Origin of the sequence: Amycolatopsis viridis (assembly GCF_011758765.1) — a bacterium.
GTDB lineage: Bacteria > Actinomycetota > Actinomycetes > Mycobacteriales > Pseudonocardiaceae > Amycolatopsis_E > Amycolatopsis_E viridis.
On record NZ_JAANOU010000001.1, the window covers coordinates 3,384,339 to 3,400,490 of the forward strand.

The following is a 16,152-nucleotide window of genomic DNA, read 5'->3' on the forward strand; positions in this document are numbered from 1 at the left end:
GAATGGAGCTCAACGAGGCCCTGCGCCGCACGTTCGCCGGTCACTGGCGCCTGCTGGTGTGCGCCGTCGCCCTGCCGTTGCTGGTCGTCGCCGCGCTGCAGGCGCTGGCGACCCCGGCCTACGTCGCCACCAGCCGGATCCAGGCGTCGAGCACCCCGCCCAGCACGGACACCGAAGCCGATGCGGTGCTCAACCGCGTCGCCGGGATCGCGACGAGTCCCAGCGTGCTCAACGACGCCCTCCGGCAGGCGGGCATCACCAACCGCAACGCCGACCAGCTGGCCGGCCACGAGGTCGCGGTGACACGGCTGGGCAGCTCGGCGGTGTTCAACGTCAGCGTCACCGACCCGAGCCCCCAGGTCGCGACCGGTCTCGCCGGCGCGCTGGCCAACCAGGTGGTCACGTTCCTGAACGGGACAGGAGATCCCCGCGCCGCCGGTCTGATCACCCAGCTGACCAACCAGCAGCGCGACCTGCTGGCGCAGCGCCAGCAAGTCGCGGCGCGGCTCGCGGCGGGCGGCGGCGCCCTGGACACCGCGAACCTGTCCGCGCAGCTGAGCACCCTGGACCAGCAGCTCAACGACATCGGGGCGACACTGCGCCAGCTGCAGTCGACCGAGCTCACGAACGGCGGTTCGGCCGCGGCCATTTCGCTGGCGGGCCCCGCCGTGCGGACGCCGTCCCGGCTCGCGACCGATCTCGGTCTCGCCGGGATCGCCGGTCTCGTCGCGGGGCTGCTGCTCGCCACGGTGCTCGAGCTGGTGCGTCCCCGGGTGTCCGGCGGCCGGGACGTCGCCCGTGAGCTGGGCACGGTGCACCTGGGCCGGCTCACGCGCCCGCGGGACGGGGACGGCGCGCCCACCGTCGACGACGCGACCCTGCTGGGTCTGCGCGAAACGCTGGCGCGCACCGGGACCGACCGGGTGGTCGTGGCCGGCCCGCTGCCCGCGCCGCGGTTGTCCGCGATCGCCGCCGGGCTCTCGGGCCGCCTGTCGACCGATCGCCCCAACGGGGACCAGCCGGCAGCGGCAAACGGCGTGCCCGGGGCACCCGGGGTTGCCCCGCGGCCGGAGGCCCTGGCCGGGCCCGGCCGCACCGCCACGTACCAGCCGGTCCTCGAGCTGCGGCGCAACCACCAGGCGATCGAGGTTCGCGCACTGCCCGAGATCGGCACCGCGCCGGACACCGGGCGCAGCGGTCTGCTGTTCGTCACGCCCGACTTCATGCTCCACCGCGAAGTGCACGGGCTGCACACGCTGACCGCCGCCACCGGCTGGCCGGTGCTCGGCGTCCTGGGCACCCGGGCTCTCCGGCGGCGCGAACGCAGCCGCCGGGGCAGCCGGCAGGGAGCGCGCCCGTGACGGCCCTGTTCACTGAGCCACCCCGGGTCCGCCTGGACTGCGCGGCGACGGTCGACGGTCTGGCCAGCGTGCTCGAACACGCGGCCGCGGCGCTCGCCGACGCCCGCCAGATCCGGCTGGCGCGCCCCGGCGAGCCCGCCGACGTGGTGCACACCGTGGGCGAGGCCGGGCCGGGACGCACCCCGGGCCCGGCACACCGGGTGCACACCGTCGACCGGGTGCTGCTCGACCGCCGGGGCCTGGCCGCCCCGACCGGATGGGTGCACCGGCAGCGGCGGTTCACCCGCGGCGCCGAGACCTGGCTGGTGCACGGCCGGACGGCCGCCCGGGTTCTGGTCGCGTCCGGGGTCGTCGATGGTGCCCGCCTGCACGAGCTGCCGGTCGTCGCGCCACCACCGGGGCGGACCACCGGCGACCGGGACCGGTCGAGTGTGCGCGCCCGGCTCGGGATCGCACCGGGTGTCGTGCTGGTGGTGGGGTGCGAACCCGGCCCCGGCCTGAGCGTGCCCGGGTGGGCCGACACGATCCGCGCGCTGCACCGAACCGACGTCCGGGTGATCCGCCACGGAACCGGCAGCGCCCTCCCGTTCGACGAACTCCTCGTCGCCGCCGACCTGTTCGTCGCCGCCGGTCTCGGGCTGACCGCGTGCAACCCGGGCGCCGCCGCCGTCGCCGCCGGGATCCCGCTCGTCGCGGCGACCAGCGACAGTGCGGCCGAGCTGGTGCGGTTCGGGCGCACCGGTCTGGTCGTGCCACCGCATGCGGCGGCGATCGCGGGCGCCGTCCAAGCCGTCCTGGACGGCGCGCTGCCCCGCCGGGACCGCCGCCCGCCGGCATCGGCTGCCGACGCCCAGCTGCCCGCGCTCGCCCACGGGCTGCTCGGCGCCTACCACCGGGCGCTCGGCACGCCACGGGCACCGGTCGCGTGGAGCGGGTCGTGACCGCCGGGGTGGGCACGCGCACCGTGCCGTACGCGCGGTGCCACATCGTGCCGGAAGCGCACGAGGCCGTCGCGCGGGTGCTGGCGAGCGGGTGGCTGACCACGGGACCGCAGACCCTGGCGTTCGAGGACGAGTTCGCCGGCTGGCTGGGCGCGCCCGAAGCCGTCGCGGTCAGCTCCTGCACCGCAGCGATAGAACTGGCGTTGCGGGCACTGCGGCTGCCGCCGGGAGCGCCGGTGCTCACCCCGGCCCTCACCTTCTGCGGTGCGGTGCACGCCATCGTCCACAGTGGACTTCGCCCGGTGCTCCTGGACGCGGACGAGCAGACGCTGACGGTGGATGCCGCCACGGTCGCCGCGGTGGCCGACCGGGTCCGGCCCGCGGCCATGGTCGTCCAGCACATGGCCGGCTACCCGGTGCCGGTCCCGGCTCTGGCCGAGGCGGCCGGCCTGCCCGCCGGCCGGGTCGTCGAGGACGCGGCACACGGGCTGGGCGCCGCGGCGGGCGGCCGGCTGGTCGGGGCGGCGTCCACCGCGGCCTGCTTCAGCTTCTACGCCACCAAGAACCTCCCGATCGGGGAGGGCGGCGCGATCACCACGACCGACCCGGACCTGGCCGGAACGCTGCGCGAAACACGCCAGCACGGGATGAGCCGCGACGCCTGGCGGCGCTACGGGCCCGGCGCGCAGTGGCGCTACGACGTCCGGACCGACGGGCTGAAGGCCAACTTCACCGACCTGCAGGCCGCGATCGGACGTGCCCAGCTGCCGCACCTCGCGAGCTGGCAGCGGCGGCGCGCGGAGCTGGCCGCCCGGTACGACCAGGAGTTGTCGGCCGTACCCGGGATCACCCCGCCGCCCCGCCCGTCCGAAGGCCGCCACGCCTGGCACCTCTACCCGATCCGGATCACCGCGCCGTACCCGCTGCACCGGGACGCGCTGGCGGAGGCGTTGCGCGGACGGGGCGTCGGCACGTCGGTGCATTTCATCCCGGTGCACCACCTCACGTACTTCCGCACGCTGCTGGGGGCGGAGGCCTGCGGGCGCCTGCCGGTGGCCGACCGGGTGTTCCCGCAGCTCCTGTCGCTCCCGCTGCATCCCGGCATCAGCGAGGACGACGTCGACTACGTCTGCGACCAGATCACGAGCCTCGCCCGCACCGGAGGTGACCCATGCCCCTGACCCACTGGCGTTCCCGCCATCGCACCAGCCCCGGGATGGCGGCACGCACGCTGATCGTGGGGGCCGGCGACGCCGGCCGCACGCTGGCCCACGACCTGCAGCAGACCCCGTCCTACGGCCTGATACCGATCGGTTTCCTCGACGACGACGTCCGCAAGCGGCACGTGGCGCGGCTGCCGGTGCTCGGCCGCCTGGCGCAGCTGACCGACCTGGTGCGCGCGGAGGCCGTCGACGTCGTCATCGTCGCGATCCCGTCGCTGCCGCCGGTGGAGCTGGCCGCCCTGCTGCGCGAGGCGAGCCTGTCCGGGGCGCGGGTCCGCTACCTGCCGACGTTCCACGCCGCGGTGCAGCGCGGCAGCCGGGCCGCCGATCTCTACGAGGTCTCCCCCGCCACCCTGCTCGGACGCGACGAGATCAACGTGGTCCGGACGGTCACGCCGACGCTGATCCGCGGCCGGCGGGTGCTGGTGACCGGGGCGGGCGGCTCGATCGGCAGCGAGCTGTGCCGGCAGGTGCGGGCCTACCGGCCCGAGGCGCTGTTCATGCTGGACCACGACGAGTCCAACCTGCACCGGCTCCAGCTCGAGATCACCGGCGAGGCCCTGCTCGACGCCGACGAGCTGATCGTCGCCGACATCCGGGACCGCGCCCGGGTGGACCAGCTCTTCGCGACCCTGCGCCCGGAGATCGTCTTCCACGCCGCCGCGCACAAGCACCTGCCGCTGCTGGAGCGGCATCCCTGCGAGGGTGTGAAGACCAACGTGCAGGGCACGCAGCACCTGATCGACGCGGCGGCCGCCCACGGCGCCCACCGGTTCGTCCTCATCTCCACCGACAAGGCCGCGGCGCCCACGTCGGTGCTCGGCGCGACGAAACGCCTCGCCGAGCTGGTCGTGCGCGGGCACGCGGGGAACAGCACCGTGGCGGGGTCCGTGCGGTTCGGCAACGTGCTCGGCAGCCGGGGATCGTTCCTCGACGTGCTGGCCCACCAGATCGCGGCGCACGAACCGGTGACCATCACCGACCCCGACGCGGACCGGTTCTTCATGACCGTCGAAGAGGCGGTCGGGCTGGTCCTGGAGGCGGCCGGGATGGCCGAGACGGGCGAGACCTTCGTGCTCGACATGGGCGATCCGGTGCGGCTGCGGTCCCTGGTGGAAACCTACGCCGCCCAGGTCGGCGAGCACGACGTGGAGATCCGGTTCACCGGGCTGCGGCCCGGGGAGAAGCTGAGCGAGGTCCTGTTCAGCGCCTCGGAACAGCGCATCCCGACCGGGCATCCGCGGGTCTTCGCCACCCGCGGCGAGCCGGCGCCGCCGGACCTGGACGCCGGTCTGGGCGAGCTCTACGAGGCCGCCGAGCGCAACGACAACGACGCGGTCGGAGACTGGCTCGCCAAGCTCGTCCCCGGCTACCGGCCGGCCGCGCGGGGCCGGCCGCCGTCCGCCCGGGCCCTGTTCGGCACGTTGTACCCGGACGACTTCTGATGCGGGCCATGGTGATCCAGGCCGGGGAACGCCTGCTCGCCGACTGCCCACGGGGCTGGGTGGCCGACCTGCTCACCGAGGCGTGCCCCGGGGCGTGGCAACCGGCGGACGGGCAGCCAGCCGACATCGAGCTGTCCGTGGTCACCGGTCGCAAACCCTTCCGCGTGACCGGCGCCGTGCCGTTGACCAGGGGCGCCTACCGCGGGGCCGGCGCGGTGGTGCTGACCAACGCCTGCGGGAGCGGCTTCGATCTGCGGGTGACGGCCGGTGCGGACCGGCTTCGGGTGGAAGCCCGGTGGCGGCCGCCGCACCGGGAACGGCTGGCGGCGCGGGTGCTGCGCTCCCGGTTCCACCTGCTCGCGCGCGCCGCACTGGTGCAGTACCCGGCGCTGTGGTGGGCGGGCCGCCGCGGCCGGGTCCCGGTGCACGCCGCCGCGGTCACCGCGGCCGGCACGGTCCCGCTGCTGGCCGGGCCGGGCGGGATGGGCCGGTCGACACTCCTGCTCGACGCGGTGGCGGGCGGCGAGCGCGCCTGCTCGGACAACCTGTGCGTCAGCGACGGCAACCAGGTCTACGGGGTGGTCGAACCCGTCCGGGTCGAGGGCGGTGGGGGCCGCCGCATGGCCTACGGCCGCCGGGAACGCGGCCTGCCGGGCCGGATCGGCGTGCTGCGCCCCGACCGGCTGGTCGTGCTCAGCCGCACCGGAACCGGGCAGCCCGCGGTGCGGCCGCTGTCCGCGACGGCGGCGGCCGAAGCACTGACCGCGGGCACCTACATGGCCGGTGAGCTGCGGCGGTACTGGGCGTTCGCCGCCACGCTGGCGCTGGGTACCGGGCTGGGGCCCGCGCACCCGCCGGTCCGCGAGGTCGCCGTCGCCATGGCCGACCGGCTGCCCGCGTGCGAGATCGTGCTCGGTGCACGGCCGGGGGCGGGACTCGCCGAGTTGCTGGCACCCTCGGCCGGCCGGCCGAGGGCGGTGACGTCATGAGCGGGCCGCGGGTGGCCACGGTGATCACCCGGTTGCAGGCCGGCGCGGGCATCGTGGCGCTGCGCGGAGCCGAAGCGCTGGCCGCCCGCGGCTACCAGGTGACGATCATCGCCGGCAGCGGCGACCGGCTGCTCGACCAGGCGGGTGTCGAAGTGGTGCGGGAGCCGGCGTTGCGCGCCCCGATCGCGCCCCGGGACGACCTGGTGGCCCTGCACCGGCTGACCGGCCTGTTCACCCGGCGCCCGTTCGACGTCGTCCACACGCACAGCGCGAAGGCCGGTGCGATCGGCCGCATCGCCGCGCACCGCGCCGGGGTGCCCCGGATCGTGCACACCTACCACGGCTTCCCGTTCCACGAGTTCCAGCCGCTGCTGCGGCGGCAGGCCTACGTCCGGATCGAGCGCCGGCTCGGGCGCATCACCGACATCGCGTTGTGCGTCGGCACCGGGGTGTCGGTCGAGGCGATCCGGCGTGGCCTGCTCCCCCCGGAACGGATCCGCACGATCGCGGTGCCCGTGGGCGCCGAGGTGCTCCCGCCCTCGCCCCAGGCACGGCCGCGGGCCCGGCGCGCGCTGCGGCTGCCCGACTCGGCGCTGGTCGTGGGGGCTGTCGGGCGGCTGTCCTACCAGAAGGCCCCGGAACACTTCATTGCCGCGATGACGGCGCTGCACCGGCCGGACGTGGTCGGCGTGTGGGTCGGCGACGGTGAGCTGGCGGCGCGTGTCCAGGCGCTCGCGCGCGCGGCCCACCCGGACACGCGCATCGTGCTGGCCGGGGAACGGGCCGACGTGCCGGCACTGCTTCCCGCGTTCGACGTGTTCGCCCTGCCCAGCCGGTACGAGGGCCTGCCCGTGGCGATCGTCGAGGCGATGGCCGCGGGTGTGCCGGTGGTTGCGACCGCAGTCAACGCCGTGCCCGATGTGGTGCGGCCCGGCGAGACCGGGCTGCTCGTCCCGCCGCAGCGCCCCGACCTGCTCGCCACCGCCATCGCGTACCTGCTGGACCGGCCGGGCGAAGCGGCGCGCCTGGCGCACGCCGCACGGGCCCAGGTCGGTGCCCGGTACGGCGCCGGTGCACTGGCCGACGCGCTGGAAGCCGCCTACCAGCTCACACCCACCACTGCCGATCACGAGGAGTCCCCGTGCGCGTAGACGTGTTCACCCACCCCACCGGCGACCCCGTGGCGGACCTGACGGTGTTCGACAACGCCGACGCGCCGGCCGATCCGGTGCTGCTGGACCGCGTGCGCGCGGGCACGGCGGCTGCGGACCTCGCCGCGCCGCCGGTGGTGCTGCCGGACTTCTGCCACAAGGAAAAGTCCGAGATGCCTTCCAGCATCGCCGTCGCGACGCGCGACGCCATCCGCCCGACGCTGACCGACGCGGCGCTCAACTGCGGCATGGCTCTGGCCACTTTGGACATCGAACCACCGTCCGTGCCCGCGATCGACGACTTCTACCGGCGGGTCCGCGAGCGGTATCCGAACCCGCCCGGCTGGCGGTTCGAACTCACCCGGGACGAGGTGCTGCGTGCCGCGGTCGAGGGGGCCGGCTTCGCCGCGCAACGGTACGACCTGGACGGCCACGACATCGACCGGGTCGAGGAGTTCGGCCACCTGCCGGTGGCGGAATACGGCGGCGCCGCCCGCGCGCGCCGCGAGCTGCCGTGGATCTGCGTCCAGCTGGCGCGGCTGCGCTTCGGCTCCATCGGCCCGAGCACGCACTTCCTGGAACTGCAGCAGGTCGAGGAGGTGTTCGAGCCGGAGATCGCGGAGCACCTCGGGGTGCACGTGGGTCAGGTGACGATGCAGTTCCACAACGGCGGCGGGGTGCTCACCGGCCAGATCGGGGAGATGTACGCCCGCCGCAAGTCCGCGTCCCGCCTGCTGCGCACCGAGATGGCGCTGCAGAAGCCACTGACCCACCTGGCCGGCGCGGGCAGCCTGGCCCGGGCGCGGCAGCGCTACGCCACGTACTTCTCGGTGGGCTGCCCGTCCATTCCCATCGAGGGCGACGAGGGCCGGCGGGTGATGCTGGCGCAACGCCTGTCGATGAACTACGGGTTCGCCTACCGCCTGGCGACCTACGCCACGCTCCGCCGCTTCGCCCGGGAGGCGTTCGGCGCGTCCCTGCGGCTGGTGGTCGACTCGCCGCACAATTCGGTCTACGAGGAGACGGTCGACGGCCGGCCCGCGTTCGTGCACCGCCACAACGCGGCGCGGGCGTGGCCGTCCGAGCTGATGGCCGGGCATCCCGCCTTCGCGGAGACCGGGCAGCCGTTGCTCGTGCCCGGCACCAACCGCACCTCGTCCTTCCTGTGCGTGCCCGCGCCGCAGGCGCACCGCAGCCTCTACACCGCCTGCCACGGCACCGGCAGCATCATCAGCTCGTTCGTCCGCGATGGACGGTCCGGCCCCGACCCGCGGGGACGCCACACCTTGCGCTACGGCTACACCGACGCCGCGCCGCGGGAGGTCCCGCAGCTGGACGACCACGGGGTGGACGCGGCGGTCGGCATCCTCATCGGCAACGGCCTGGTCCGCCCGGTGGCCCGGCTCCGGCCCTTCGCGGTGCTGACATGACCAGCTCACCCGCGGTGCGCGCGGCACCGGCGCACTGGCAGGCGGTGCTGCCGCCGGGCCGGCGGTTCGTGGCGCTGCCGTCGCGCCGGCAGCCCGTGGTGGTCGCCGAGGAGGACCCGTCGGTGCTGCGGTACGTGCGGACCTCCCTGCTCGCCGCGCCTCCGGGCAGTTCGCTGCCCGGCTGGGTGTTCGGCGCGGCCCGCCAGGCCCTGCGCCTGCCGGTGTCGTGGCGGCTGGCACCACACCTGCGGGCCCCGTCCGGTGCCGCCGGACGGTTCGACCGGCTCGCCGCCGGGCACCGGCTGCTGGTCCTGCGGCACAGCCACGACCCGGACGCGCGGATCCTGCTGCTGCTGTTCGCGCCGGGCTGCCGGTGGCCGCGCCACGCGGCGAAGGTGTCGTCCGACCCCGCGGGCGCCGCGCGGGTCCTGCGCGAGGCGGACCGGCTGCGCGCCATCGGTGCGCTGTCCCTCGGCCCGGTGCGGGCGACGGTGCCCGAGGTCGTCGCGGTCCTGTCCGACCACGGCTCGCCCGCCCTTGTGACCACCGCGGTGCCCGGTACGCCGATGCTGGTCGGCTACCACCGCCGCGGGCACACCAGCCGGCCCGCGACCGTCCGCGCGGACTTCGCGGCGGCCGGGGCGTGGCTGGCCGCGTTCCAGTCCGGCACCGCGGACGGGGTGGCGCCACTGGACCTCGCCCCCGGTGTACCGGAGAGGCTGCGGCACCGGCTCGGCGCGCGTCCCGACGGCGGGAAGCGCGTGCAGGACCAGCTGGCCGCACTGCGCGCGCGGCTGCGGCGGCACCAGGGCCCGCGGACCGCGGTGCACGGCGACTTCTGGCCCGGCAACGTCCTCCTCGACCGGGGCACCGTGACCGGCGTGGTGGACTGGGAGTGGGCCGAGCCCGCGGGCAGCCCGGTGCGCGATGTGGCTCGCTTCGTCCTGACCTACTCGCAGTACCTCGCCAAGCACACCCCGCCCGGCCGCCAGGTGCACGGGCATCCCGGGCTGCTCGCCGGCCGTCCGGAGGCGGCGCTGGTCTACGCCCTCGACGGCGAGGGCTGGTATCCGCGGCTGGTACGGGATTTCCTGCACACCGGGCTCCGCCGGCTCGGGATGGCGCCGGCCTGCGCCCGGGACGCCGTCCTCGCCGAGCTCGCCGCGGTGGCAGCCGAAGCAACCGACCGCGCGTTCGGGGAGGAGCAGGTGCGCGTGTTCGAACGGCTCGGCGGGCAGGTGCCGTCATGACGGTGCGGACCAGGCCGCTGCCCGCGCTCGCCGAGCTCCCCCGGCCGGCGCGGGGGACGGCCGAGCGCGCCGCCGTGCTGGCCGCCGCCGGGGCGATGGTGTTCCAGCCGATCCTGCGGCCGGCCGGCCCGGGTAACAGCTCCCCGGTGGACCTGTTCACCGCGGCCACGGTCGTGTTCGTCGGCCTGTGGGCGGCGACCAGCGGGCGCAAGCTCGGCGCGCCGTACCTGCTGTCCTTCGGTCTGCTGATCGTGGCCGGCGGGATCGCCGGGGTGGCCGGCCCGCTGCCGCGCACGTCCCTGCTGGAGGTCTTCCAGGACCTCGTGCTGCTCGCCTGGGCGGTGGCGCTGTACAACATCGCGCGCCGCCCCGGTGTGCTCGGCGTGCTGACCGCCACGTTCGCGTACTCCTCGATCGTCTGGGCGACGGTGCTGGTGGTCGCGTCCCTCGCGCACATCACGCCGCTGGAGGGCATTTCCGCGACCGAGGGGAACCGGCTGCTGTTCACCCTGGGCGATCCGAACTACGCGTCGGCGTACTGGGTGGTGTCGCTGCTGGTGGTGTTCGCGGCGAAACGCCCGCGGCACTGGGCGGTCCGCTGGTTCGGCTACGCGATGCTGGTCTGGGCGATCGTGCTGAGCGAGTCCAACGGGGGCGTGCTCGAGCTGTGCATCGGCCTCGGCTTCCTCGCCCTGGTCGCCTGTTACCGGCGGCGCGGACTCGTGGGCGCGCTGGCCCTGGCGGTGTCGCTGGCCGCCCTCGTCGGCCTGGGCCTGCGGCTCGTCCCGTTCTCGCAGGTGCAGACCTGGGCACTCCAATCGGGACAGTCCTACCTGGTCAACTCGCTCGGGCGCAGCAACGGCAGCAGTTCGCAGCGAGCCCTGCTGATCCAGGAGTCGATGGGGCTGTACCACTCCGACGGGGTGCTCGGCAGCGGGCCGCGCACCACGAAACAGCTGCTGATCGACCGGAGTTACCCCTACGCGAAGGAGGCGCACGACGACTACCTCGCCGCGCTGACCGAGCGGGGCGTGGCCGGGGCGGCCGGGATGGTGCTGCTCGTGCTCGTGGCGGCCTGGCGAGCGAGCCGCGCGCTGCGCGCCCCGCCGGGTGCGGGGTTCGCGGCGGAGGTGGCCCGGCCGGCCGGGCTCGTCGCCGCCCTACTGGCCATGGCCGTGGCCGGGACCTACTACCAGGTCCTTCATTTCCGCTTCGTGTGGATCCTGCTGGTGTTCGTGGCGGTGCTCGCCTCCCGGCCCGACGCCGATCAGCCCGCGCCGGGGCGGGGATCCCGATGAGGATCGACGTGCCGGGCGTGGCGCGGCGCTGGTGGGGCACGGGCGCGGGCGGTCCCTTCGGCCGCCGCGGCGCACTGCTCAACCTCACCGCGCAGGGCACCGCGTTGCTGATCGTCGCCGTGGCCAGCGTGCTGGTGGCGCGGATCGGCGGGCCGACCGTGCTGGGCGAGTACACGCTGCTGCGGGTCCTGCCCTGGCTGTTCGCGGTCGTGTTCAGCTGCGGGTTGCCCGTCGCTTCGACGTTCTTCATGGCCGGCGGGTACCGCGACGATGCGCGGCTGAGGCCCACGCTCACCGTCCTCGCGGTCCTCGGCGCGAGCATCGCGACGGGGCTGTGGCTGGTGGCGGCACCGCTGTTGCACCGGGAGCTGTTCACCGCCGCGCCGCTGCGACTGGTCGCGCTGATGGCCGCCACGGTGGTCACGCAGCTACTCACCGTCTGGGGCAAGGCCTGCTGCCAGGGCGCCGCCGACATGCGCGGGGCCAACCTGGTGATCGTGTGCGAGGAGCTGCTGTTCCTGCCGGCCTACGGCATCGCCGGCCTGGCCGGGCTGCGTGGTCTCGACGCCGTGGTGGCCGGCATGATCGCAGGCGGTGCGGCGGCCGCGGGGACGGCGCTGGGACGGCTGGCCGCCACCGGCTTCTTCCGCCACTGGAAACGGCCGCACCTGCCGCTCGGCTTCGCCATAATGCGCTACGGCGCCCGCGGTCAGCTGGGCAACCTGCTGATGCTGGTCAACCTCCGGCTGGACTTCGTGATCCTCGGCGTGCTCGCCGGTCCGGCGGTGGTCGGGGTGTACGCGGTCGCCTCGAAGTTCGCCGAGCTCATGCGCCTGCCCGCGACCGCGCTGAACTACGTGCTCTACCCGCGGTTCGCCAGGCAGAAACCGGCCGCGGCGGACGCGGACGTGCAGCGGCTGCTGCCCCGGGCGGTGGCCGGCACCGCGGCCATGACGCCGCTGCTGGCGGTCGCGTCGGTGATCACACTGCCCGTGCTGTACGGGCCGGCGTTCCGTTCGGCGGTGCTGCCGGCGTGCATCCTGCTGGCCGGGCTCGCCGTCGAGGGAGCCGCCGCCGTGTCGTCGGCCTACCTGTGCGGCCGGGGCCGGCCGGGCGCGAACTCGTGGGGCATGGGCGCCGGCGCGCTGGTCACCGTGGCGCTCGACGTCGTGCTCATCCCGCGCGCGGGCGCGGTGGGCGCGGCCATCGCGTCCACTGTGGCCTATCTCGTGACCACCGGGCTGCTCACCACGATCGCGCAGGGTCTCGCCCGGCGCTCGGTCGCCGCGGTGGTGGCGGACGGTGGTGAACCGGCATGACCAGCCCGGCGTCGCTCGCCTCCGCCGTGGTCGCGGTGCTGGTACTCGTGGTCGGGCTCGCCGCCGCGGACAGCCCGTCCGTTGCCGGCAGCTCCACGCCGTGCGCCTCTTCGGTGGCGCCGCAGGCGTTCCGCGTCACCCTGTGCCTGACCGCGCCGGCCGAGGGCGCGACGCTGCCGGGCCCGGCCACGGTGCACGCGACGGTGGCCGTGTCCGGCACCGCCCCGGACGTCGAGGGCGTTACCTACAGCCTCGACGGGGCCTACGTGTTGTCCGACGAGCAATCGCCGTACTCGTTCACCCTGCACACGTACCTGTACGCCCCCGGACGGCACGTCCTGTCCGCCAGCGTGTCCTTCAGCGGCGGCTACGCGACACCCCCGCTGTCGCTGCCGGTGATCTTCGCGCCGGCGCCGGCACCCCCGCCACCGCCGCCGTTCACGCCGTCGACCGGGACGCCACCCGCTCCCGGGGCGCCGCTGGTGGTGGCCGCGGGCGGCGACGGCGCGTCCGGGCTGACCAGGGAGCAGCAGGTGGCCGGCCTGATCGCCTCGTGGCACCCCAACCTGTTCCTCTACCTCGGCGACGTCTACGAACAGGCGTCCAGTGAGGAAATGCTGAACTTCTACGGCGAGCAGGGCTCGTTCTTCTCCCGCTTCCGCGCGATCACGAACCCGACCGTCGGCAACCACGAGTACACCTTGAGCCCCACCGCGCAGCCCTATGTCGACTACTGGGGCGGGATCCCGCACTACTACAGCTACGACATCGGCGCCTGGCACTTCGTCAGCCTCGACGACACCGCCCAGTACGGCCAGGGCGCGGTGACCTCACCGCAGTACCGCTGGCTCGCCGCCGACCTGACGCGGAACACCAAGCCCTGCACCCTGGTCTACTTCCACCGGCCGTTCTTCACCCTCGACGCCGACGCCCCGGCCACCGAGTACACCGCGTACTGGCAGCTGTTCGCGGCCCACCACGTGACGCTCACGCTCAGCGGGCACGCACACAACTACCAGCGCTGGCAACCGCTCGACGGGGACGGCGCCGTCAGCGCCACCGGCGTGACGTCGATCGTGGCCGGTACCGCCGGGCAGTGGCTGAGCCCGTTCACGCGCACCGATCCCCGCGTGGCAGCGGGGTTCGACAACACCGGCACGAGCTCGGGGGCGTTGCAGCTGCGGTTGTCGAACGGCGGTGCCGCCTTCCTGTTCCAGAACGTGTCGGGCCAGGTCCTCGACCACGGCGAGGTCGCCTGCCGGGGCGGGACATGAACCACGGAGGTGCCGCGATGTCCGGTCCGCAACGGAGTTCCGGTCGTGTCGTGTTCGTCGGCGCGGTCCACGAAGCACTCCCGGCACTGTCCACATTGCTCGCACACCCCGCGGCGCGGGTCGTCGCGGTGCTGACGCCACCGGCAGAGCAGGCGAGGCAGCTCTCCGGTGCCGTCGACCTCGCCGCGGTGGGCGGGCTCGGTGGTGTGCGCCTGCTCCGCGCCGACGACATCAACGCGCCCGCCGTCGTGGGCACGGTGCGCCGCCTGGCGCCGGATCTGCTCGTGGTGGTGGGCTGGACCCGGTTGCTCGGCCCCGAACTGCTGTCGGTGCCCGCCCGCGGCTGTGTCGGGTTCCACGCGTCCCTGCTCCCGCGCCACCGGGGGCGGGCGCCGGTCAACTGGGCCATTCTGCGCGGCGAGACGCTCACCGGGAACACCATGCTGTTCCTCGATCCCGGCGCCGACACCGGCGACATCATCGACCAGCGCCCGGTGCGCATCCGGGCCGACGACACGTGCGCCACCGTGTACGAACGGGTCGCCGCCGCGGGCGCGCAGATGCTCGCCGAACACCTTCCCGCGCTGCTGGCGGGCACCGCGCCGCGCCGGCCGCAGAGCCCGTCGGAGGGAGACCTGCTCCCCCGCCGCACCCCGGCGATGGGAATCCTCGACTGGAACCGGCCCGCGCGCGCCGTCCACGACTGGGTCCGCGCCCTCACCCGGCCCTACCCCGGCGCGTTCAGCGCGCTCCACGGGAACCGCACGATGATCTGGCGGACCCGTCCACCGGGCGAGTCCGAACCGGACGGTCCCGCGGGCACGATCCTCGCGGTGGACCAGGCCGGGGTCCGGGTGGCGACCAGCCCGGGCAGTGTCGTGGTCACCAGCATGTCCGACCCGGACCAGCCGCCCCGGCATGCCGCCGACTGGTGCGCCGAACACGGGATCCGCCCCGGCGCCCGGTTCGCGGCCGTGCCACCGGCGCTGGCGCGCTGGGCCCGCGGCGAAGGGCCGCGACCGGAGGTGCTGGCGCGATGAACACGGTGCTCGTGGTGGCCGCCCATCCCGACGACGAGGTCCTCGGCGCCGGGGGCACCCTCGCCCGTCACGTCCATTGTGGAGACCGGGTGCACGCGCTGCTGGTCGCCGACGGCGCGACCAGCCGGTACACCGCCGGGATGGCGGAAAGGCTCGCCAAGTGCACGCGCCGGGCGGCGCAGGTGCTCGGGTTCGCCTCGGTGCACCAGTTGTCGCTGCCGGACCAGCGGCTGGACACCCTGCCGCTGCTCGACGTCACCCGCGAGGTGGAGAAGGTGGTCGACCGGGTGCGGCCGGAGGTCGTCTACACCCATTTCCCCGGAGACGTGAACGCCGATCACGGGGTGGTGGCCAGGGCGGCCTGGACGGCCTGCCGGCCGTACGTGCTGCCCGGGTTGCGCCTGTTCGCCGCGTTCGAGACCCCCTCGTCCACGGAATGGGCCTGGCCGCTCGCGGGCAGCACGTTCAGCCCCGCGCGCTTCGTCGACGTGTCCGCCACCCTGGACGGCAAGCTCGACGCGATGTCCTGCTACGACAGCGAACTGCGCGACTACCCGCACCCGAGATCGCTGCGCGCGCTGCGGGAACGCGCCGCCTACTGGGGCAGCCGGGTGGGGCGGCCCGCGGCGGAAGCGTTCCAGGTGCTGCGGGAGGTGACGTGACCGGCGAGATCACGACCGGCACCATCGTGCCCGACACCCGCCTGCGCCGGGCCGCCGACCTCGCCGTGGCCGTGACAGCCTTGGTCGTGCTGCTGCCGCTGCTCGTGGTCATCGCGCTCGCGATCAAGCTGACCAGCCGCGGTCCCGCGGTGTACCGGCAACGCCGCGTCGGCCGGGACGGGCGCCCGTTCCTGATCTGGAAGTTCCGCACCATGGTGGCGAACGCCGAGCGCATCGGGCCGGCCGTGAGCGGCAGCGCGGACCCGCGGATCACCCGGGTCGGGCGGTGGCTGCGCGCGACCCGGCTGGACGAGCTCCCGCAGCTGGTGAACCTGCTGCGCGGGGACATGACCCTGATCGGGCCGCGGCCCGAGGTGGAGCGGTTCCTCCGCTACTACACCCCGGCCGAGCGCCGCCTCCTGACGGTCCGGCCGGGCATCATCGGTCCCGGCGCGCTGCTGTTCGCCGCCGCGCAGAGCCAGGAACTGACGCACGCGGCCGATCCGGAGGCGCACTACGTCGCCCACCACCTGCACCCGAAGCTGGCACTCGACCTGGCCTACCTCGCCCGGCGCGGGCCCCGGGCGGATCTGGCCCTGCTGGCGCGGACCGTCCGGATCGTGCTCAGCCGGTGACAGGCCCGCACGACGCACCACCCGCCGTGTTCGCCGCTCCCGGCACCGTGTCTACCGCTCCCGGCACCGTGTCTGCCACTCCCGGCACCGTGTTCACCCCTCCCGGCACCGTGTTCACCCCTCCCGGCACCGTG

14 protein-coding genes are annotated in these 16,152 nt (G+C 74.7%); all 14 read left to right on the forward strand.

Going from position 1 to position 16,152, the window contains the following annotated elements:
* Positions 1–2: 2 nt before the first annotated feature.
* From FHX46_RS16855 to FHX46_RS28545, 14 genes are read left to right on the forward strand one after another with little or no spacing between them, the layout of a single operon-like run.
* A complete protein-coding gene (locus FHX46_RS16855) occupies positions 3–1,361 on the forward strand; it encodes a hypothetical protein (protein ID WP_167115729.1) in 1,359 nt (452 codons plus the stop codon).
* Positions 1,358–2,302 carry a glycosyltransferase gene (locus FHX46_RS16860; RefSeq protein ID WP_167115732.1) on the forward strand — a complete coding sequence of 315 codons (945 nt, stop codon included), beginning with the start codon at positions 1,358–1,360 and terminating at the stop codon, positions 2,300–2,302. Before FHX46_RS16855 ends, FHX46_RS16860 begins: the two co-directional genes overlap by 4 nt.
* Positions 2,299–3,483, forward strand: a complete 1,185-nt coding sequence (locus FHX46_RS28260; RefSeq protein ID WP_208400175.1) for a DegT/DnrJ/EryC1/StrS family aminotransferase — start codon at positions 2,299–2,301, stop codon at positions 3,481–3,483. Before FHX46_RS16860 ends, FHX46_RS28260 begins: the two co-directional genes overlap by 4 nt.
* Entirely contained in the window at positions 3,474–4,970 is a 1,497-nt protein-coding gene (locus FHX46_RS28265) for a nucleoside-diphosphate sugar epimerase/dehydratase (protein ID WP_208400176.1), read from the forward strand. The genes FHX46_RS28260 and FHX46_RS28265 overlap by 10 nt, the downstream gene beginning before the upstream one ends.
* Positions 4,970–5,959 carry a hypothetical protein gene (locus FHX46_RS16870; RefSeq protein ID WP_167115735.1) on the forward strand — a complete coding sequence of 330 codons (990 nt, stop codon included), beginning with the start codon at positions 4,970–4,972 and terminating at the stop codon, positions 5,957–5,959. Before FHX46_RS28265 ends, FHX46_RS16870 begins: the two co-directional genes overlap by 1 nt.
* On the forward strand, positions 5,956–7,110 hold the full coding sequence (locus tag FHX46_RS16875) for a glycosyltransferase (protein ID WP_167115737.1): 1,155 nt from the start codon (positions 5,956–5,958) through the stop codon (positions 7,108–7,110). The genes FHX46_RS16870 and FHX46_RS16875 overlap by 4 nt, the downstream gene beginning before the upstream one ends.
* A complete protein-coding gene (locus FHX46_RS16880) occupies positions 7,101–8,540 on the forward strand; it encodes an RtcB family protein (protein WP_167115740.1) in 1,440 nt (479 codons plus the stop codon). Before FHX46_RS16875 ends, FHX46_RS16880 begins: the two co-directional genes overlap by 10 nt.
* The gene (locus tag FHX46_RS16885) at positions 8,537–9,790 is read left to right on the forward strand and encodes a phosphotransferase family protein (RefSeq protein WP_167115743.1); all 1,254 of its coding nucleotides are present in this window, start codon (positions 8,537–8,539) and stop codon (positions 9,788–9,790) included. The genes FHX46_RS16880 and FHX46_RS16885 overlap by 4 nt, the downstream gene beginning before the upstream one ends.
* Positions 9,787–11,088: an O-antigen ligase family protein gene (locus tag FHX46_RS16890; RefSeq protein ID WP_167115746.1), complete on the forward strand. Its 1,302-nt coding sequence runs from the start codon at positions 9,787–9,789 to the stop codon at positions 11,086–11,088. The genes FHX46_RS16885 and FHX46_RS16890 overlap by 4 nt, the downstream gene beginning before the upstream one ends.
* Positions 11,085–12,407, forward strand: a complete 1,323-nt coding sequence (locus tag FHX46_RS16895; RefSeq protein ID WP_167115749.1) for an oligosaccharide flippase family protein — start codon at positions 11,085–11,087, stop codon at positions 12,405–12,407. The genes FHX46_RS16890 and FHX46_RS16895 overlap by 4 nt, the downstream gene beginning before the upstream one ends.
* Positions 12,404–13,681 carry an Ig-like domain-containing protein gene (locus FHX46_RS16900; protein WP_167115752.1) on the forward strand — a complete coding sequence of 426 codons (1,278 nt, stop codon included), beginning with the start codon at positions 12,404–12,406 and terminating at the stop codon, positions 13,679–13,681. Before FHX46_RS16895 ends, FHX46_RS16900 begins: the two co-directional genes overlap by 4 nt.
* 17 nt (positions 13,682–13,698) lie before the next feature.
* The gene (locus tag FHX46_RS16905) at positions 13,699–14,721 is read left to right on the forward strand and encodes a methionyl-tRNA formyltransferase (protein ID WP_167115755.1); all 1,023 of its coding nucleotides are present in this window, start codon (positions 13,699–13,701) and stop codon (positions 14,719–14,721) included.
* Positions 14,718–15,383, forward strand: a complete 666-nt coding sequence (locus tag FHX46_RS28540) for a PIG-L deacetylase family protein (RefSeq protein WP_167115758.1) — start codon at positions 14,718–14,720, stop codon at positions 15,381–15,383. Before FHX46_RS16905 ends, FHX46_RS28540 begins: the two co-directional genes overlap by 4 nt.
* Positions 15,380–16,018 carry a sugar transferase gene (locus FHX46_RS28545; protein WP_313886167.1) on the forward strand — a complete coding sequence of 213 codons (639 nt, stop codon included), beginning with the start codon at positions 15,380–15,382 and terminating at the stop codon, positions 16,016–16,018. Before FHX46_RS28540 ends, FHX46_RS28545 begins: the two co-directional genes overlap by 4 nt.
* The last annotated feature ends 134 nt before the right edge of the window (positions 16,019–16,152 follow it).